This window comes from Halomonas sp. MCCC 1A11062 (assembly GCF_021404355.1).
Classification (GTDB): Bacteria; Pseudomonadota; Gammaproteobacteria; order Pseudomonadales; family Halomonadaceae; genus Halomonas; species Halomonas aerodenitrificans.
Genome location: NZ_JABFTW010000008.1, coordinates 87,458 through 106,174, shown reverse-complemented (window position 1 = coordinate 106,174; position 18,717 = coordinate 87,458). Strand labels below are relative to the sequence as shown.

Genomic DNA, 18,717 nt, shown 5'->3' with positions numbered 1-18,717 from the left:
TGCGGTCGGTTCGGACCGAGGTCGGTCAGTCAATAACGGTGGCGGGCCATGAAACGCTCGTCCAGCCAGCGCTTCCAGAGCAGGCTGCTGCGGCCGGCCCACCACAGCCGGCCACGGATGGCCAAGCCCTGGTCGTGCCCTAGATTGAGGATGGTCAGCGCCTGGGCCTGGGGTCGGTAACGCTGCAATGGTCGGCCGTGAAGCCGGGCCTCGAGATTCGCCAGCAGTACCGGGGCCTGACGCACGCCGTAGACCCCCAGCCGGGGCAAGACGTATTCCACCAGGGCGGCACAGTCGCCGGCAGCGAACACGTCCGGGTCGTCCACGCTCTGCAGGGTGTCGTGCACGGCCAAGCCCCTGCTGCCAAGCGTCAATCCCAGACCGCCAAGCGCGCCCGGCGGGGCCAGGCCGCCGGCATGAATGACGTGATCGCACTCCAGCAGGCGCATGGCGTCCTGGCCCCTGGTCACGCCCTCCTCTGCAATCAGCAGGCCGCCCCGGTGGTGCGAGACGGCACGCATTCCAACTCGCACCTCCACGCCGATGCGGCGCAGATAGCCTGCGAGCCAACGTCGTGCACCGGATGGCGCCGTTGGAATCAGCTTGCGCGAGCTGGAAACCAGGGTAATGGCGGCGGGCGCCGCGTACCTGACCGCTAGGGAATGCAGGTTGCAGGCCAGCTCCACGCCGCTGGCGCCTCCGCCCACCACCACCAGCGCAGGGTGCTCTCCCCGCTCGTAGGCGCTTGTCAGCTGATGGCGAAGAGCGATGAGTTGTGCGATGGGCTTGACCGCCCAAACTCTGGGGCCCTCGGAGAGGGCAGTGAGCGTTGGGGCGCTAGAGCCCAGATTGAGGGAAATCAGGTCATAGTCGAGCGTGCGGCCATCCGTCAGCTGAGCCTTGTGCTCGCTCCGATCCAGTCCCGAGAGACGACCGCGAATACTTTCGAGCCCATACCGGCGGGCAAGCCGGACTGGATCGATGCGAACCTCGGCGGGGGCATGCGTGCCGCCGAGTACGCCGGCGGCCATGCCTGAATACCAGAAGGCGCCAGGATCGACGATGGTCATGTCTGCAGCGGCCAACCGACGGCGATGCCGCATCAGATAGAGGTGGGCATGGCCGGCACCGATCAGGACGATGTGCGGCCGGCCACCTCCTCGCAGCGCCGACATGGAGTCAAAGCCTCTCGCTTTTGCTTTGCTGCGGTGCGCCGGCCGGAGCGAGTGGAGAGCGGGACCTGTCGTTCCAGGCCGACCATGAGTAGAGGGCCAGGCTGGCCCAGATCAGCCCGAAGGTGCCCAACTGCACCATCGACAGAGGCTCGCGGAACACCAGCAGGGCGATGAAGAACTGAATGGTGGGGTTCAGGTACATCAAGAAGCCCAACGTAGCGAGGCGCAGGCGTCGCGCCGCGCCGGCGAAGGCCAGCAGAGGGAGGGCGGTAATTACGCCGCTGGCGATCAACAACAGCGTGAGCCGTGGCCCGTCCATGAAGTGAGAGAGTTCGGCGGTACTGAGCCAGGCCAGGGCCATCAGCCCCAATGGGAGCAGCAGCAGGGTTTCGACGAAAAGCCCGGACAGCCCGTCCAACGGGACCTGCTTGCGCAGCAGGCCGTAGGTGCCGAATGTCAACGCCAGTGTCAGGCTGATCCATGGCAGCTCACCCAGCAGCAGGAGCTGGATGACGATGGCCGTGCCCGCCAGCAGCACCGCGATGCGCTGCAGTCCCGCCATGGCCTCGCGCAGTACCAGCAGACCCAGCGCCACGTTGACCAGCGGCGTGAGAAAGTAGCCGAGACTGGCCTGAAACACTTGGCGGGTCTCGACGGCATAGATGTACAGTCCCCAGTTGATGGCGATGAGCACGGCGCAGCCAAGCACCCGGCCCAGGCGGCGTGGCTCCGCCAATGCCCGGCGAATCGGCCCCCAACGCTTTAGCAGCGTCACCAGCCCGACCAGGAACAGGCAAGACCAGATGATGCGATGGATCAGCACTTCAAAAGCAGGAACGCCCTCGAACAGGGCGAAGAAAAGAGGAAAGCAGCCCCACATGACATAGGCGAGCAGGCCGAAGCCGACACCTCTGGCGGCTTCGCGATCCGTGAGGGGCAACACTGACATTTTCGACTCTCTAGTAGTGTGGAAAGCTGTGGTTTGGAAAGCTGTAGCGTGGAAAGGCTTAAACTTAGCAGGCTACGGTATTGATCACCATGCTCTTATGCAGCCGCATGCGAAACGGCATCCGGGCTGACGCACGGCGACGCCTGGGGTAGGCTGAAAGCAAGTAACCATTCTTGGGCAAGACACACAGCAAGGGAACCAACATGAGCGATTTGCGTACCACCCTGGTGCAGTGCGACCTGCGCTGGGAGGACCCCGATGCAAACTGCCGCCTGCTCGACGAACTGCTGGGTGAACTCGGCGGCGAAGAGACCGATCTCATCGTGCTGCCGGAGATGTTCTCGACCGGTTTCACCATGAACTCCCGGGAAATGGCCGAATCCATGGCCGAAAGTCGCGCCGTGGCTTGGTTGAGCGAGCAGGCCCGCAAGCGCAACTGCGTCGTCACCGGCAGCGTGGCGATCGTCGAGGACGGCCAGTACTACAACCGCCTGGTTTGGGCACGGCCGGACGGCAGTCTTGTCACCTACGACAAACGGCATCTGTTCCGCATGGCCGGCGAGCATGAGCGGTACTCCATGGGGCACGACAGGGTCATCGTCACGCTCAAGGGGTTTCGCATCCTGCTCAGCGTCTGCTACGACCTGCGCTTCCCGGTGTGGCTGCGTCAGAGCCCCGAGCCCGGCGAGCATTTCGAATACGATGCGCTGCTGTGCGTGGCCAACTGGCCGGCGCCACGGCGGCACCCGTGGCGAATCCTGCTGCAGGCCCGCGCCATCGAGAATCTGTGTCCGGTCATCGGGGTCAACCGGGTCGGCGAGGATGCCAACGGCATGCAGTACGCCGGCGACTCGATGCTGGTGGACTTCAAGGGCGAGGCGCTCATCGATGAGCCTCACGGCACCACCTTCATCAAGACCGCCACGCTCTCGCATGCCGATCTCGAGGCCTTCCGCGAGAAGTTTCCCGCCTGGCGCGATGCCGACCACTTCACGCTGGCCGATGGGGTCGGGTTCTGATGCGTCTGGATCGATTTCTCGCGGAAACTACCGAGCTGACTCGAAGCCTGGCCAAGAAGGCGCTGCACCGTGGTGAAGTCACCCTGAACGGCGCCGTGGTAAAGCAGGCCGCGACGAAGGTGGGCGAGGATGACAGGGTGGAGTGGGACGGCAAGCCCCTTGCGCTGGTTGGATTGCGCTATGTGATGTTGCACAAGCCCACCGACGTGGAGTGCAGCGCGCGGCGCGGGCTCTATCCACGCGCTGTGGATCTGATCGAGCTGCCCAAGGCCGAACGACTGCAGACGGTAGGGCGACTCGACGTCGACACGACCGGACTCGTGCTGCTGACGGACGATGGTCAGTGGGCGCATCGTGTCACATCGCCGCGACGGCGCTGCGCCAAGGTGTATCGTGCCACCCTGGCCGAACCGCTGGTGGGGGATGGGCTAAAGGTAGCCATCGCGCGCTTCGAGGAAGGTCTTCTGCTCGATGGGGAGGAGAAGCCGACACTACCGGCGGATCTCGTCATGCGCAGCGACCATGAAGCCGAGCTGACGCTGTACGAAGGGCGCTACCATCAGGTCAAGCGCATGTTCGCTGCCATCGGGAATCACGTCACCGCACTGCACCGGGAGAGCGTTGGGGCGCTGACGTTGGGCTCGCTAGGCCAGGGAGAGTGGCGCGAACTGACTGCTGACGAAGTGGAATCCTTCGACTGATCAAGTGATGGCGGATGCATACGTCTCGCAGCGATCGCGTCCGCTGCGTTTGGCATGATAGAGGGCCGTATCAGCCAGTTGGAGCAGGGCGCAGGGATCGTCGGTATGGGTCGGATAGCTGGCGATCCCGCAGGACAGACCGACGCTGCCGAGAGCGCTGTCGCCATGCTCGAAACGGTGCCTGCGGACCGTATCGAGCAGGCGCTCGATGGCCTCTCTGGCCTGTCCTTCGGACGTCGAGGGCATGAGAATGACGAACTCCTCACCGCCAAGGCGGCAGACGACATCCGCCTCGCGGAAATGCTCACCGATCAGCCGTGCCGTGGTAATCAGCACGCAATCCCCGGCTTCATGACCGTGCAGGTCGTTGAAGAGCTTGAAATGGTCGATATCGAGCATGGCCAAGGTCAGGGGCGCGCCGCGTTTGGCAATGGCGGCCTCGCGGGCAAAGATCTCATTGAAGTAGCGGCGGTTCTTGAGCCCGGTCAGAGGGTCCTGGTAAGAGAAGATGCGGAAGCGTTCGACCAGTTGCTGCAGCTCCTTGGTGCGCTCCGCCACCTCCTTTTCCAGCCGTTGGTTGAGTACGACCAGTTCGCGCTGGGTACGGGCGTAGTGGCGCAGCGAAATGGCCACGATGACGAGGCTGAACAGGAGCGCACCCAGGCTGACCGGAATGCGCTGCCAGGCCAGCAGGCCATGAGCGACCGACATGTCCAGCAGGAGCAACAGGCCGAACACGCCGTAGGCGGCGATGATCAGGCGCTGCTCCCCATCAAGCCGCTTGAGACTGCCGATGAGCAGGGCGAACAGCAGCGGCAGGCTGATTGCCAGCAGGGCGTCGAACACAGGAAAGGTGCTGGACAGATTGACGATGCCAGCAAGGGCCAGGCCGATAGCCAGCAACCAGTAAGTCAGGTGGAATTGCCAAAGGTAGCGAATCCAGCGTTTGTGCCGCCCGGTAAACCAGGTTTCCAGTAGCAGCCCGATTCCCACCGGCAGGGCATAGTAGCCACCCGCAGCCATATAGTCCCACGCCAGCGGTTTGGCCAGCAGGAACTGGCTGGCCTGGGTTTCGGCCAGGATCATGATGCCGGAGGCGAAGGAGAACAGCGCAATGCCCAGGTAGTTTCGGCGTCGCTGCTGCACCAGGGCGAAGCCGGCGGCGAGCAGAGCAAGCAGCAGGCAGAAAGCGCTGACGGCCAGATCGGTCGCCGAGCGCTGGAGTATCATGGCGAACAGGTCGGGGCGATCCATCAGACGAACTTCGCCCCACAGGCCGATATCGGTGTAGTTGGAATAGATCCGGAAGGAAAGCTGGCGGCCGGCGAAATCTTCCGGAAGGCTGATCATGTGCCACGGCCAGCCCACGAACGGCCCCTCGCCGCGCTCGTCGAAGCTGCCATGCTGGTAGATCAATACGTCGTCCAGGAAGGCCTGGGCAATGAGATCGATGCTGTAGACGTACAGCACCGGATCGCGCCATTCGCCTGCCGGCAGGCTGATCCTGAACCAGGCGTGCCGTTGACCATCTCGTCCCGGCGGGTTGGAAGGGAAGTCGATGCTGTGCCAGGCGCCCTCCGATGAGGTTTCGACCAGCCACGCTGGCGTGCCGTCTGCCAGATAAGGTGAGTCTCCCCAGCGATACTCCCAGCCCTCGTCGAGATCCAGCGCCGATGCCGAGGCAATGGCTGGCCACAGAAGCAGCACCAGTGACAACGTTAGGCAGGGCCACAGTAGCGGGGCAAGGCGGCGCATGAGTGACGTTCCCGGTCAGTAGGATTCACATTATGTCACGGTGTGCGTTGAAATCGCGTGGTGATGTTCTAGCTGCTAGTTTTATACCGTTATCTTTTATGGTTTTCTTCCGTATACGAAAAGTCGGAAACATCAATCATAAGCAGACAAGCCCGCAGCCTTGACCAAGGCCCGAGTGTAAGCGCTGGTAGGTTCAGCCAACAGCGGCAGACATTCCCCCTGTTCCACCAGCTCACCGTCCTTGAGTACCAGAACGCGATGCGCCATGGCACGAACCACCGCGAGGTCGTGGCTGATGAACAAGAAGCTCAAACCACGCCGAGCCTGCAGGTCACGTAACAGCTCCACGAGCTGCTTCTGTACCGTGCGGTCGAGGGCCGACGTGGGCTCGTCGAGAACGACCAGCGCGGGTTCCAGAATCAGCGCCCTGGCCACGGCAATGCGCTGGCGTTGACCACCCGAGAACTCGTGGGGATAGCGCGCGGCACAATCACTCGGCAGCCCGACCTCCTTGATGGCGGCCGTCACCCGCGCGGCGACTTCCTCTTCGGAAAGCTCGGGATAATGGAAACGCAGCCCCTCGCTGATGATGTCCGAGACGGGCATGCGCGGCGACAGCGAGCCATAGGGGTCCTGAAACACGACCTGGATACGGCGGCGCCGCTTGCGCAGGGCATTGCCGGTCAGTCGGTCCAACCGTTCTCCATCGAGTTCGATCTCCCCGCGCGACTCCACCAGGCGCAGCAGGGCCATGGCCAACGTGGTCTTGCCGGAACCGGATTCGCCGACGATGCCCAAGGTTTCACCGGGGGCCAGGTGCAGGTCGATCGGCTTCACCGCCTCGAAAGCGGGCGGGCGCTTGGCGAACAAGCGCTTGGAGCGCTGAAAGCTGACCGAGACGCCACGTGCTTCGAGCAGGCGGGCCGTCGAGGTGACCGGGGCGGGGCGTCCCGTCGGCTCCGCATCCAGCAGGGTACGGGTGTAGGCGCTGCGGGGCGAGGAGAAGACGTCGTCGACCGGGCCGGTTTCCTGCTCCTGGCCGTTGTAGAGCACGCAGACGCGATCGGCATGGCGCCGCACCAGATTGAGGTCGTGGGTGATGAAGAGCATGCCCATGCCATGTCGCTCGCGCAGCTCGGCAAGCAGGGCGAGGATGTCCTGCTGCACGGTCACGTCGAGTGCCGTGGTAGGCTCGTCGGCAATCAGCAGTTCAGGATCGTTGGCGATGGCCATGGCGATCATCACGCGCTGACGCTGGCCGCCGGAGAGCTGGTGCGGCCAGGCGTCGAGCAGCTCATCGGGCCGCGGCAGCTTGACCTGCTCGAGCAACTTGCGGCTGCGCTCACGTGCCGCGCGGCCTGACAGCCCCTGATGCAAGCGCAGGGTCTCGCCGATCTGCTTGGCGATGGTGTGCAGCGGATTGAGCGAGGTCATCGGCTCCTGGAACACGAAGCCCACCCGTCTACCCAGCAGCGACTGCCATTGGCGCTTCTTCAACGCGGCAAGATCCGTCTCGCCCAGCCAGCGACCGCCGCTGACCTGGGCGTTGTCCGGCAGCAGGTTCATGGCACCGAGCGCTGAGACCGACTTGCCGGAGCCGGACTCGCCGACCAGTGCCAGGGTTTCACCACGATGAACCTCCAGCGAGAGCTCCTGGAGTACCGGCTTGTCGCCGAAGGCAATCGACAGCTTGTCGAGGCGAAGCAAGGGCTGCGAATCAGGCATTGGGCTGAGTCCTGGTCAACGGGGTGGCGCTGAGTGCGTGCTGAATATGGCGAGGATCGAAGGCATCTCGCAGCCCCTCGCCGATGAAAACCAGCAGCGAGAGCATCAGCGACAGACTGACGAAGGCGGTGATGCCCAGCCACGGAGCATGCAGATTGTTCTTGCCCTGGGCCACCAGTTCGCCCAGGGAGGGCGAGCCTGGCGGCAGGCCGAAGCCGAGGAAGTCGAGAGCCGTCAGGGTGGTGATAGCGCCGGTGAACAGGAACGGAATGAAGGTCAGCGTGGCGACCATGGCATTGGGCAGTACATGACGCCACATGATCAGCCTCGACGGCAGGCCCATCGCCTTGGCCGCGCGGACGTACTCCAGGTTGCGCGCGCGGAGGAATTCGGCGCGCACCACGTCCACCAGGCCGAGCCAGGAGAACAACAGCATGATACCCAGCAGCCACCAGAAGCCGGGCTGTACCAGGCTGGCCAGAATGATCAGCAGGAACAGCACCGGCAGCCCCGACCATATCTCTGTGAGCCGCTGGCCGATCAGGTCGGTCTTGCCGCCGAAGTAGCCCTGTATGCCGCCGATGATCACCCCCATCACCAGCGAGCCGGCGGTAAGCACCAAAGCGAAGAAGACCGACAGGCGAAAGCCGTAGATGACCCGGGCCAGCACATCGCGCCCCTGATCGTCGGTGCCCAGCCAGTGGCGGGCGTCGGGCGGCGATGGTGAAGGCCGCATCATCTGCATGTCCAGCGTCTGGTAGGAGAAAGGAATCAGCGGCCAGAGCGCCCAGCCGTTCTCCTCGATCTGCTGCTGGATGAACGGGTCGTGATAGTCCGCCCGGGTAGGCAGGAAACCACCGAACTCGGTTTCGGGATAGTCCACCAGCAGCGGCACGTACCACTGCCCGTCGTACTGCATGACGATGGGCTTGTCATTAGCGATCAGCTCCGCCGCCAGACTCACCACGAACAGGGCGAGGAAGATCCACAGCGAGATCCGGGCACGCCGGTTGCTGCGAAAGACATCGATACGACGGCGCGCAATGGGGGAGAGCTTGGAGGTGAAGGCAATGGGCATCGTCTCAGGACTCCCGGGTCTCGAAATCTATGCGCGGGTCCACCCAGACATAGGTGAGATCGGAGATCAGCTTCAGAATCAGACCGATCAGGGTATACAGGAACAGGGTGCCGAAGATTACCGGGTAGTCGCGCTGCATCACCGCCTCGAAACCGAGCAGGCCAAGCCCTTCGAGGGAGAAGATCACCTCGATCAGCAGCGATCCGGTGAAGAAGATCGTGACCAGCGCCCCGGGCAGGCCGGCGATGATGATCAGCATGGCATTGCGGAACACGTGGCCATACAGCGTACGCCGGTCACTGGCGCCCTTGGCTCGCGCCGTCAGCACGTATTGCTTGTGGATCTCGTCCAGGAAGCTGTTCTTGGTCAGCATGGTCAGGGTGGCGAAACTGCCGATGGTCATGGCCGTGACCGGCAGGGTGATGTGCCAGAAGTAATCCTTGATCTTGCCCCAGGTGGAGAGCTCCTCGAAGTCCGGCGAGGTCAATCCGCGCAGCGGAAACAGGTCCCAGTAGCTGCCTCCGGCGAACAGCACGATCAGCAGAATGGCGAACAGGAAGCCGGGAATGGCATAGCCGACGATCACCAGCCCCGAGGTCCAGACGTCGAAGCGTGAGCCGTGATGCAGCGCCTTGCGTATCCCCAGCGGGATCGAGATCAGATAAACCAGCAGCGTGGTCCACAGGCCCAGCGAGATCGACACCGGCAGGCGTTCGATCATCAACTCCACCACTGGCCTATCGCGGAAAAAACTGTTGCCGAAGTCGAAGGTGGCGTAGTCGCGCATCATGGTCAGGAAGCGGATGTGAGCCGGCTGGTCGAAGCCGAACTGCTGCTCGAGCTGCTCGATGAAGCGCGGATCGACGCCGCGAGCGCCGCGCGACTCATCCTGTACCACCACGTCGCCGCCGCCGGCATCCAGACGGGTACTGGCCATGGCGTCCATGCCCTCGAAGCGGGCCAGCATCTGGTCGATGGGCCCGCCCGGGGCGGCCTGCACGATGATGAAGTTGAGCAGCATGATGCCGATCAGGGTCGGGATCATCAGCAGCAGGCGGCGCAGGATGTAGCGACTCACGATAGATCATCCTCGTAGAAGCTTGGGTAGCAAACGGTGACTGCCTATCTGCGTCGCAGACGGCGGTTCAACTCGGCTTCGCGGGCGGTGTCCACCCACCAGGCCGAGAGGTCCAAGCCATACTTGGGAAACGGCTCCGGATAGCCGAACTTGTCCCATACCGCTATGCGGGTTTCGCCGGAATGGTACTGGGGAACGGTGATGAAACTCCACAGTAGTACCCGGTCCAGCGCACGCGTGGCGGTGTTGAGCTCCTCCCGGCTGTCGGCGCGAATGATGCGTTCCACCAGCTCGTCCACCGCCGGGCTCTCGAGCCCCATCAGGTTGCGGCTCTGGGGCGAGTGGGCGAACTCGCTGGTCCAGTATTCGCGCTGCTCGTTGCCGGGGTTGTTCGACTGCGGGAACTGGCCGACGACGATGTCGAAATCGAAGCTGCGCAGACGGTTGAGGAACTGGTTGATGTCCACGATGCGCAGCCGGCCCTGCACGCCAAGGCGCGACATGTTGCGCAGCATCGGCTGCACCACGCGCTCCATGCCGCTGTCGAACAGCATCACCTCGACGGTGAGAGGGCGTCCACGCTCATCGACCAATCTGCCGTCCCGTACCTCGTAGCCGGCTTCGAGCAGCAGATCGTAGGCAAGCCGCAGGCGTTCGCGAAGATCCTCGGGATGATCGATGGGTACCGGACTGTCGAATACACGCGCGGGGAGTTCATCGCGATGGGGTTCGAGCAGTTCGAGCTCCGCTTCGCTCGGCAAGCCCTCGGCGGCCATCTCGGAGTTCTGGAAATAGCTCTCGGTGGGGTGATAGGAGTCGTAGAACAGGTTGGCGTTGAGCCAGGGGAAGTCGAAGGTCAGGTTCAGCGCCTCACGAACGCGGGGATCCTGGAACTTGTCGCGGCGCAGGTTGAACACGAACGACTGCATGCGCGAAGGCTGACCGTCCGGCACGGTGATGCGCTTGACCAGGCCGTCGCGATAGGCGGGAAAATCGTAGCCGATGGCCCAGGTGGCCGCGCGGGCGTCGATGCGGTAGTCCATCACACCCGCCTTGAAGGCTTCCCAAGCGATGTCGCGATCGCGGTAGTAGTCGTAGATCAGGCGGTCGATGTTGTGCCGGCCGACGTTGACCGGCAGGTCGCGCCCCCAGTAGTCGTCGTCGCGCCGATAGACGATGCGCCGACCGGGCTCGACGCTGGCGATTCGGTACGGTCCTGAACCGGGATGGCGTGCCAGCGTCGGAGCGCTGAAGTCGCGTTCTTCCCAGTAGTGCTTGGGCAGGATTGGCAGTTGACCGACGATCAGCGGCAGTTCACGCGAGTGGTTGGTGGAGAACTCGAAGCGCACGATATGAGGATCCAGCGCCACGACCCGTTCGACGTCGGCGTAATAGCCGCGATAGAACGGATTGCCCTCCTCGATCAGCAGGTTGAAGCTGAACACCACGTCTTCGGCCGTTACCGGCTCGCCGTCGTGAAAGCGGGCCTCAGGGCGCAGGTCGAACTCGATCCAGTAGCGCTCCGGATCGAGCCGTATGCCTTCGGCCAGCAAGCCGTAGACGCTGAACGGCTCGTCGGCGTTCTCGGTGAGCAGCGTATCGTAGATCTGGCCGATGCCGATGGCCGGCGTGCCGCGGATGATGAAAGGGTTGGTCGAATCGAAGCTGCTGCCTACCGCCGCCTGCGTCATGGTGCCACCCTTGGGAGCATCGGGCTCCACATAGGGAAAGTGGCTGAAATCTTCGGGCAGGGCAGGCTCATCGTAGAGAGCCAGGCCGTGGACGGTAGGAACGGTATCGGCACCGGCCGCGAGCGGAGAGGCCCACCCGCCGATCAACAGGCAGCAGCACAGCGTGGAGCGCAAGACGAACCGCATCTAAGACATCCTTGGTAGGGGCTATCCCGGAAAATCGAGCATTACCGCCATAAGGTGTCAGGCCACCCGTCGCTTGTAAACCTCGGTTTGTGCTGCGTTGCTGCCTATTTTACCGTGCGGCCAGGCTGCGATGAGGAATCTCGAGCGTCTGGCCCACCTGAATGGTGTCGCCACGCAGGCCGTTATGCTGGCGTAGCTCGGCCACGCTGATGCTATGACGAGCCGCAATGGCAGAGAGACTGTCGCCTCGTTGCACCAGATATTGGCTGTCGCCAGCCGGCGCTGGTGCTGTTTGCGGTGCCGGAGCGCTCAGCTCGGCCAGTATCAGCTCTTCCTGTTCGACCGGCACCAGCACCACCTCGACCGTGGACGGGTTGGCGCTACCGTTGGTAAGGCCGGGATTGAGCGAGGTGAGTTCCGAGGCGGCAACGCCAGTCGCCCTGGCCAGTTGGGAAAGCTCGATGGGCCGATTGACCGGCACCTTGGCAAAGGCAGGCGCATCGTCGATCTCGGGCAGGGCGACACCATAGGCATCGGGATCTTCGATGATCGCTGCGATGGCGTTCAGCTTGGGCAGGTATTGCATGGTTTCGTTGGGCAACTGCAACTGCCAGTAATCACCGGCTTCGCCGCGAGCTTGAGCGCCATGCCGCGCGCGGTTGACCGTACCGGCGCCGGCGTTGTACGCCGCCAGCGAAAGCTCGATGTCGCCTTCATACCACTGCTCGGCCTGCAGCTCGATGTAGTCCAGCGCGGCGTGAGTGGCAGCAACCACATCGAGACGCCCATCGTAGCCGCCATGCCGGCGCAGCCCCAGGGCATCGGCGGTCCCGGGCATGAACTGCCAGAGCCCGGCTGCGCCCCGGTTGCTGCGGGCATGGGGGTCGTAGGAGCTTTCGACGAAGGGGATCAGGCTCACTTCGCCGGGCAGCCCGCGCAGTTCCACCTGCTCGGTGATCCAGGCCATCCAGGGGCGGGCGCGCTCGATGATCTCGACCACGTTGTGGGGGTTGGCGCGGTAATGCTCGATCCAGTGCTGCACCCGGGCGTCATGGCGACGATCCTGCCACGCCAGATTGTCGCGCAACCGCTCCCAGGCATCTCCCGGCATGGCCTCGAGATTCAGGTCGTCCCAGAAATGGTGAGTGGGCAAGGCAGGTGAGGCGCCCGGATGAGGTGATGCCAACAGCGCCGGGCTGGTCGCCGACAGCGCGCCAATCATGGCGATACCCCCGGCAAGTGCCAGCGTCCACTGCCTCGTCGTTCGATAAGTCATGCGTTCTCCTTCTGGGCATTCGTCGTCGCGTTGCCCATGGGATTCGTCGATTCTTGAAAAGCCGTGTCTTGAAAACGTGTCTTTAAAATCGATGTCAGAAACCGTCTTTCCAGGCACGCAGGGTCGCGAAGGTGCTCTGGTCGGTTTCGGTATTGCCATGCTGAGAAGCGGTGGCGCGTACGTCCGGGTCTGCACAGCGCAAGAAGGGATTGATGCGCTTCTCGCGTGCAATCTGGCTGGGCAGAGTGGGGCGGTCGTGCTCGCGGGCACGCCGAGTTTCCGCCAGGGCATCGGCAACGTCCCGGTTGTGCGGGTCCGCCGCCTGAGCAAATTTCAGGTTGGCCAGGGTGTACTCGTGAGCCGCGAAAACCAGAGTGTCGTCCGGCAGCGCGGCCAGGGTCTGTAGAGAGCGGTACATCTGCTCCGGGCTGCCTTCGAACAGCCGGCCGCAGCCCCCCGCAAACAGCGTGTCGCCGCAGAACAGCAGTGGGGGGATGCCAGCCGTGAAGAAGGCGATATGATCGAGGGTATGGCCGGGCACCTCGTGGACGTCGAAGCGACGTCCCATGACGCGGCAGGAGTCGCCTTGACCGACTCGCTGCGTCAGGCCCGAGATAGCCGGGTTGTCGGGGCCGATGACCTCGGGTGAATAGCGTTCGATGAGCTCCGGCAGGCCACCCGTGTGGTCGTGATGATGATGGGTGACGAGAATGGTGCCGAGGGCGAGGCCTTCCTGCTCCAGCGTCTGGATGACCGGCGCCGCATCGCCTGGATCCACGACACAGGCTTCCGGGCTCGTATCCTGGCGCAGTAGCCAGATATAGTTGTCGCTAAAAGCGGGAATCGGTGTCACGCTCAGCATAGGCGGTCTGTCCTTGTTGCGTCGTCAACCGAATTGTCAACCGAAATGAATGCAGCTCGCCGGTGTTTCCCATTGCGTCCGGCGTCACTTGGGGTCGCCAGCATGCGAAACATGGCGACGAAATAGCGGCCAATTAGCCAAAAATTGCCTGCAAAACCGGTGATCATGGAGGTAATGGTCGGAAATGTCAAATCCGCACGGAGCGGCCACCTTGGCTCAGCTGTATCGAGAGGGGCATCGCTACTGGTCCAGCGAGAACGGACAGGCGCATTGGCGTGCCGAACGGGCCTGCCTGGGTCCCGTATGTGAAAGCCTGCACGGCGGCCACAGTCTTGAACTGGGAATGGGGCCTTCGCTGACCGACATGTCACCCATCCGCCATAACATTCGCTGGGCTCCCACCGCCGAGCTCTCCGAGTCTGCGTCGAGCCTGGTCTGTCCGCTGGACGCGCTCCCTCTGCCGGATGAATGTCTGCATCTGGTCATCGTGCACCACTTGCTCGAACTCGTGGAAGAACCGCACCGGCTACTGCAGGAAGCAGCTCGGGTCACGGCGGACGATGGCTGTCTGATCGTACTGGGCTGGATGCCGCTGGGCATTACCGGCCTGGCACGGCTCTCGCCCAGGCGGCGTAACCGCTTGCCCTGGCGTGGTCACTGGAGAACCCCGGCAAAGCTCGGAGACTGGCTGGCGTTTGTCGACTTTCGCATCGAGCGGGTAGACTATTGCGGCTTTCATCTTCCTGGCAGCCTACCTAACAATGCCACGCTCGAAACTCTCGGGCGGCGGCATAACGTGCCGCTGGGCGATAGCTACATCATTCGTGCCAGACGCCGAGCGCGCCTCGTTCAGAGTCAGCGACCCAAGCTGCGCATTCAGAGCAGCCTGGGCGGCGGAGCCCTGGGTCATGCGACGCGTGTCGGAAGTACCGCGCCGGAACCAAGTAGAAGGACCACCGAAGTTGAGTGACAGTGAGCGCGATCAGCCCCTCCCCAGCGTGACGATACACACCGATGGTGCCTGCCGCGGTAACCCGGGCCCGGGGGGGTGGGGGGCCGTACTGGAAAGCGGCAGTCACGAGAAGACCCTCAATGGCTTCGAGGCGAACACCACCAACAATCGCATGGAGTTGATGGCCGCCATCATGGCGTTGCGCACGCTCAAGCGCCCCTGCGAGGTGGAGCTCTGGACCGACTCCGAATACCTGCGGCTCGGCATCACCGAATGGATCCACGGCTGGATGAAGCGCAATTGGAAGACGGCCAATCGTCAACCCGTCAAGAATGCGGAGCTTTGGCGCGAGCTGCTCGAGGAGACTCGGCGCCATCGGATTCATTGGCATTGGGTCAAGGGGCACAGCGGCCATCCCGGCAACGAGCGCGCCGATGCGCTGGCCAACGCCGCCATCGATGCCCACCGGACCAGCTCCAAGCCCACCATCACTCAACCTGAGTCCTAGCCATGCGTCAGATCGTGCTGGATACCGAAACCACCGGTATCGACCCCCGGGAAGGCCACCGCCTGATCGAGATCGGTGCCCTTGAGCTCGTGAACCGCCGATTCACGGGACGCACCTACCATCAGTACATCAATCCCGAGCGCGAGGTCGAGGCCGAGGCCATCGGGGTGCACGGCATCACCAACGAGTTTCTCGAGGACAAACCGGTCTTTTCCGCGGTCGCCGATGAGTTCTGGGCATTCGTGCGCGGTGCCGAACTTGTGATCCACAACGCCGCGTTCGACGTCGGCTTCATCGACCACGAGTTCAACCTGCTTCTGTCGGCTCGCGGTGAGCCACGCCTGGGGCCGGTGGCCGAGCACTGTCGAATCCTGGATACGCTGAAACTGGCACGCGAGCGCCACCCCGGCCAGCGCAACAACCTGGATGCCTTGTGCAAACGCTACGAGATCGACAACGGTCATCGTGTGCTGCACGGCGCCTTGCTCGATGCAGAGATCCTGGCCGAAGTCTATCTGGCCATGACCGGTGGTCAGACGGCGCTGTCGCTGGATGCGGAGGAGAGCAGCAGTAGCGACGCCATGGCCAGCGGCCTGTCCATCAGGCGCCTTGCCTTGCCTGCCGGCACTCTGCGCGTGGTGCAGCCCGGCGCCGAGGAACTGGCTGCCCACCAGGCCAAACTCGACCAGATTCGTCAGGCATCGGGCAGCTGCCACTGGGACGCGCTGCTAGGCCAGACGCACGAGGCCAGCGATGCTGCGCCGTGAGCTACCGCTCGGCTGTAGCTACGGCCGCCTGATTCGTGTGGCCGATGGACGCATTGCCATCGGCCCGGATGGTAGCCCGCTGCAGCCGGAGCAACCCTGGCCCCAGAGCGTGCAGCCACTGGCCTTCTGGCATGACGAGCCGATCGCGCTGTCGGTGGAAGAGCATGCCGACGAGAGTTGGCCCGACGGACGGCAGTGGCTGGCACGGCTACCGGAATCCTGGTTTCCGCTGATCTCCACCGCGCTGCAGGTGGCAGCCTGGATACGCGATCATCGCTTCTGCGGGCGCTGCGGAGCGCCCTCGGCGCGGCTCGATGCCGAATTCGCCATGCACTGTGAGCAGTGCGGGCATCGTAACTATCCGCGCATCTCGCCCTGCATCATCACCCTTGTCACTCATGGCGAAGCCATGCTGTTGGCTCGCAGTCCGCGCTTTCCGCCGGGACGCTACTCCACGCTGGCCGGCTTCATCGAGCCGGGCGAATCGGCCGAGGAGGCGGTTCACCGCGAGGTGCACGAGGAAGTGGGCGTCAGCGTAGGGCGCATACGCTACTACCGCAGCCAGGCTTGGCCCTTTCCCCACGCCCTGATGCTGGGCTTCTTCGCCGAAGCCGCCAGCCGGCGCATTCGCATCGACGGCATCGAGATCGCCGACGCCGCCTGGTTCACGCCCGGCCGGCTGCCCCAACTTCCGCCGACATACTCCATATCCCGGGCGCTGATCGAAACCCACCTGGCCGAGGTCGCGGGCGGGGTCGCGCGTAAATGACAGGCGGTGGCTTGCAGTAATGAAAAGGGCCGCCTGTTGGCGGCCCTTCGACGCTGTGTCGACGCGGGTCGATCAGCGATTAGGGAACAGGCTGGTGAGCTTGGTGGCCAGCATCACGTTACCGGTGGCCTTGAGCTTGCCTGTCATGAAGGCCGTCATGCCATTGACGTCTCCAGTCATGATGCCTTTCAGGGTATCGGTGCTCATGGAGAGCGAGACGGAAGGGTCGTCATGCTCGCCCTCCTCGATTGCCAGGGTGCCATCCTTGACGACCAGATAATGGCTGCCGTTGTCGCTGAAGTGGAACTGGAAGACATCGTCCATGCCCTTGGCGGCCTGGGGATCGAAGCGCTCTTGCAGTTTATCGAGGGTCGAGATGGACATGGTATTTCCTATGGGTATTGAGCCGGGGACTTGAGAACCTGTTTGTCAAAGGTTATTTCAAACGATCGTTTCAATCAAGTCCGTTGTCAATGTCCTCGGTCGAGGTCACGATTGGCAATCAACCAACGGAGGGAGTGGCAACGTGAATGAATGGCTGATGGATATCGGGCGCTTCATCGTACAGATGTCGGTACTCACGCTGCTGGTCGTCGTGGCGGTGGTGGTCATTGCCCGGATCAAGGGCGAGGGCCGCGAGCGCACACGGCTGAAAATCGAGGAGTTGAACGACCGGCTGGAGTATCGCCGGCGACGCCTGACCCTGGCCGCCACCGAGCCCAGTGCGCGCAAGCGCCTGGTCAAGGCCTTTCGGCGCGACGACAAGAGCCGTTCCCGCAGCCGCAAGTCGCCGTCCGAGCCGCGCCCCACGGTATGGGTGCTGGATTTCCGCGGTGACATCAAGGCCTCGGGCGTGGGGCGCTTCGCCGAGGAGATCTCCAGCGTGATCGCCGCGGCCGAAACGGGGGACGAGGTCGTCGTGCGTCTCGAGTCCGCCGGTGGTCTGGTGCACTCCTACGGGCTCGCCGCCGCCCAGATGGATCGCCTGCGCGAGGCCGGGCTGAAGACTACCGTCTGCGTGGACAAGGTTGCTGCCAGCGGCGGCTACCTCATGGCATGCGCCGCCGACCAGTTGCGCGCCGCACCGTTTGCCGTACTGGGCTCGATCGGCGTTGTCGCTCAGCTGCCCAACGTTCATCGCCTGCTGAAACGCCACGACGTCGATGTCGAATTGCTCACGGCCGGCGAGTACAAGCGGACGCTGACCGTCTTCGGTGAGAACACCGAAGAGGGGCGTGAAAAGTTCCAGTCCGATCTCGACAACATTCATGCTCTGTTCAAGCGTCACGTGGCCGAGCGGCGCCCTGATCTCGATATCGAAGCGGTGGCCACGGGCGAGGTGTGGTACGGGCGGGAGGCCCTGGACAAGGGGCTGATCGATGAGCTCGGTACCAGTGAGGCTTATCTGGTATCGCGTATGGAAGAGGCACGTATCATCGGCGTTCGTCTCGAGACCCGCCACCCGATGGGCGAACGGCTGGGAATGGCAACCAGCAAGGCCGTCGAGGGAGCCATCATGCGTGTGCTCGAGCGCCTCGACGCCAGCCGCTGGGAAAAACGCTGAGTGCGGCGTCGCAGCCGCTCACGCCTCCTGCAAACGCACCAGGGCGTCGATCATGCGACGCGCCTGTTCGCCCTGCAGCGAGTAGTAGATGGTCTGCGATGCCCGGCGCGTCGACACGAGCCCTTCACGACGCAGGATCGCCAAGTGCTGCGAGAGGGCGGATTGGCTCAGCGAAAGCCGCTGGTTGAGTTCGGTCACCGAAAGCTCGGCACCGTCCAGCAGACACAGGATACGTAAGCGATTGTCGTTGGCCAGTGCCTTCAGCAGGGCAGTGGCGTTGTCGATGGCCGGGTTGCCAGCTTGGAGAAGCCGGCTTGCAGCGCTGTGCGAGGTGCTCATGATGTTCTCCCCATATTGCCCGAGCCACAGTGGCTTGACTCAGGGCTTGGCGGCTTCAGGCATCTACCTCGGTCCGGGACAAGACAGCGCAAACGACATGTCACAGCCGTTGCTGTTCGGCAGCGCCCAATCTTGGTCATGGCATTGCTGATTTAGTCATCATTGATAGTGACTTCCTCCCTGTCAAACGGAGAATCAACCAAAGTCGCTATTTCCTCCTTGCTGCTCCTCTCTTTTGCTTCTCATTGTCAACAACCCGGTGGCGCCTGACGACAATGTGCCGGCTTTTTTCTCGATATTAGCCGATGGTATGAAGGAAAAAC

General features: G+C 63.3%; 18 protein-coding genes. 7 read left to right on the top strand and 11 right to left on the bottom strand.

Annotation, left to right across the window (positions count from 1 at the left end; all coding sequences use genetic code 11):
• Window positions 1-29 precede the first annotated feature (29 nt).
• Window positions 30-1,175 (bottom strand): FAD-dependent oxidoreductase, encoded by a 1,146-nt coding sequence (locus HOP58_RS10850; protein ID WP_234260275.1) that lies wholly within the window; start codon window positions 1,173-1,175, stop codon window positions 30-32.
• 4 nt (window positions 1,176-1,179) lie between these two features.
• Window positions 1,180-2,124: an EamA family transporter RarD gene (gene rarD, locus HOP58_RS10845; RefSeq protein WP_010628530.1), complete on the bottom strand. Its 945-nt coding sequence runs from the start codon at window positions 2,122-2,124 to the stop codon at window positions 1,180-1,182.
• 203 nt (window positions 2,125-2,327) lie between these two features.
• Here rarD and HOP58_RS10840 point away from each other — a divergent pair, with 203 nt between their 5' ends.
• Together HOP58_RS10840 and HOP58_RS10835 are read left to right on the top strand one after the other, a co-directional pair.
• Window positions 2,328-3,143, top strand: coding sequence for an amidohydrolase (locus HOP58_RS10840; protein WP_010628531.1), 816 nt, complete (start codon window positions 2,328-2,330; stop codon window positions 3,141-3,143).
• A complete protein-coding gene (locus HOP58_RS10835; protein WP_010628532.1) occupies window positions 3,143-3,844 on the top strand; it encodes a pseudouridine synthase in 702 nt (233 codons plus the stop codon). Before HOP58_RS10840 ends, HOP58_RS10835 begins: the two co-directional genes overlap by 1 nt.
• Here the strand turns inward: HOP58_RS10835 and HOP58_RS10830 are convergent, their stop codons facing one another.
• The 7 genes from HOP58_RS10830 to gloB all read right to left on the bottom strand — a co-directional run bounded on the left by HOP58_RS10830 (window position 3,845) and on the right by gloB (window position 13,495).
• Window positions 3,845-5,599, bottom strand: a complete 1,755-nt coding sequence (locus tag HOP58_RS10830; RefSeq protein ID WP_234254003.1) for a GGDEF domain-containing protein — start codon at window positions 5,597-5,599, stop codon at window positions 3,845-3,847.
• A gap of 132 nt (window positions 5,600-5,731) precedes the next feature.
• The gene (locus HOP58_RS10825) at window positions 5,732-7,324 is read right to left on the bottom strand and encodes a dipeptide ABC transporter ATP-binding protein (RefSeq protein ID WP_010628534.1); all 1,593 of its coding nucleotides are present in this window, start codon (window positions 7,322-7,324) and stop codon (window positions 5,732-5,734) included.
• Complete coding sequence (locus HOP58_RS10820) at window positions 7,317-8,402, bottom strand: ABC transporter permease (RefSeq protein WP_234260274.1); 1,086 nt, start codon at window positions 8,400-8,402, stop codon at window positions 7,317-7,319. The genes HOP58_RS10825 and HOP58_RS10820 overlap by 8 nt, the downstream gene beginning before the upstream one ends.
• Before the next feature lie 4 nt (window positions 8,403-8,406).
• A complete protein-coding gene (locus HOP58_RS10815) occupies window positions 8,407-9,480 on the bottom strand; it encodes a microcin C ABC transporter permease YejB (RefSeq protein WP_010628536.1) in 1,074 nt (357 codons plus the stop codon).
• A 44-nt stretch (window positions 9,481-9,524) separates the two neighbouring features.
• Window positions 9,525-11,357, bottom strand: a complete 1,833-nt coding sequence (locus HOP58_RS10810) for an extracellular solute-binding protein (RefSeq protein ID WP_010628537.1) — start codon at window positions 11,355-11,357, stop codon at window positions 9,525-9,527.
• 109 nt (window positions 11,358-11,466) lie between these two features.
• The gene (locus HOP58_RS10805) at window positions 11,467-12,633 is read right to left on the bottom strand and encodes a transglycosylase SLT domain-containing protein (protein WP_010628538.1); all 1,167 of its coding nucleotides are present in this window, start codon (window positions 12,631-12,633) and stop codon (window positions 11,467-11,469) included.
• A 94-nt stretch (window positions 12,634-12,727) separates the two neighbouring features.
• Window positions 12,728-13,495 (bottom strand): hydroxyacylglutathione hydrolase, encoded by a 768-nt coding sequence (gene gloB, locus HOP58_RS10800; RefSeq protein WP_010628539.1) that lies wholly within the window; start codon window positions 13,493-13,495, stop codon window positions 12,728-12,730.
• A gap of 184 nt (window positions 13,496-13,679) precedes the next feature.
• On the opposite strand from gloB, the gene HOP58_RS10795 reads away from it, so the two are divergent.
• The 4 genes from HOP58_RS10795 to nudC are packed head-to-tail and all read left to right on the top strand — an operon-like array spanning window position 13,680 to window position 16,491.
• Complete coding sequence (locus HOP58_RS10795; protein WP_010628540.1) at window positions 13,680-14,465, top strand: methyltransferase domain-containing protein; 786 nt, start codon at window positions 13,680-13,682, stop codon at window positions 14,463-14,465.
• Complete coding sequence (rnhA, locus tag HOP58_RS10790) at window positions 14,458-14,955, top strand: ribonuclease HI (protein ID WP_010628541.1); 498 nt, start codon at window positions 14,458-14,460, stop codon at window positions 14,953-14,955. Before HOP58_RS10795 ends, rnhA begins: the two co-directional genes overlap by 8 nt.
• Window positions 14,956-14,957: 2 nt before the next feature.
• Complete coding sequence (gene dnaQ / locus HOP58_RS10785) at window positions 14,958-15,722, top strand: DNA polymerase III subunit epsilon (protein WP_234254004.1); 765 nt, start codon at window positions 14,958-14,960, stop codon at window positions 15,720-15,722.
• Window positions 15,709-16,491, top strand: a complete 783-nt coding sequence (nudC, locus tag HOP58_RS10780; RefSeq protein WP_234254005.1) for an NAD(+) diphosphatase — start codon at window positions 15,709-15,711, stop codon at window positions 16,489-16,491. The genes dnaQ and nudC overlap by 14 nt, the downstream gene beginning before the upstream one ends.
• A gap of 72 nt (window positions 16,492-16,563) precedes the next feature.
• Here nudC and HOP58_RS10775 read toward each other — a convergent pair whose 3' ends face one another.
• Window positions 16,564-16,875 carry an SCP2 sterol-binding domain-containing protein gene (locus HOP58_RS10775; protein WP_010628544.1) on the bottom strand — a complete coding sequence of 104 codons (312 nt, stop codon included), beginning with the start codon at window positions 16,873-16,875 and terminating at the stop codon, window positions 16,564-16,566.
• 142 nt (window positions 16,876-17,017) lie between these two features.
• Here HOP58_RS10775 and sohB point away from each other — a divergent pair, with 142 nt between their 5' ends.
• Window positions 17,018-18,055 (top strand): protease SohB, encoded by a 1,038-nt coding sequence (gene sohB / locus HOP58_RS10770; RefSeq protein ID WP_234260273.1) that lies wholly within the window; start codon window positions 17,018-17,020, stop codon window positions 18,053-18,055.
• Window positions 18,056-18,073: 18 nt separating this feature from the next.
• Here sohB and HOP58_RS10765 read toward each other — a convergent pair whose 3' ends face one another.
• Window positions 18,074-18,394: a metalloregulator ArsR/SmtB family transcription factor gene (locus HOP58_RS10765; protein ID WP_010628546.1), complete on the bottom strand. Its 321-nt coding sequence runs from the start codon at window positions 18,392-18,394 to the stop codon at window positions 18,074-18,076.
• Between the last annotated feature and the right edge of the window lie 323 nt (window positions 18,395-18,717).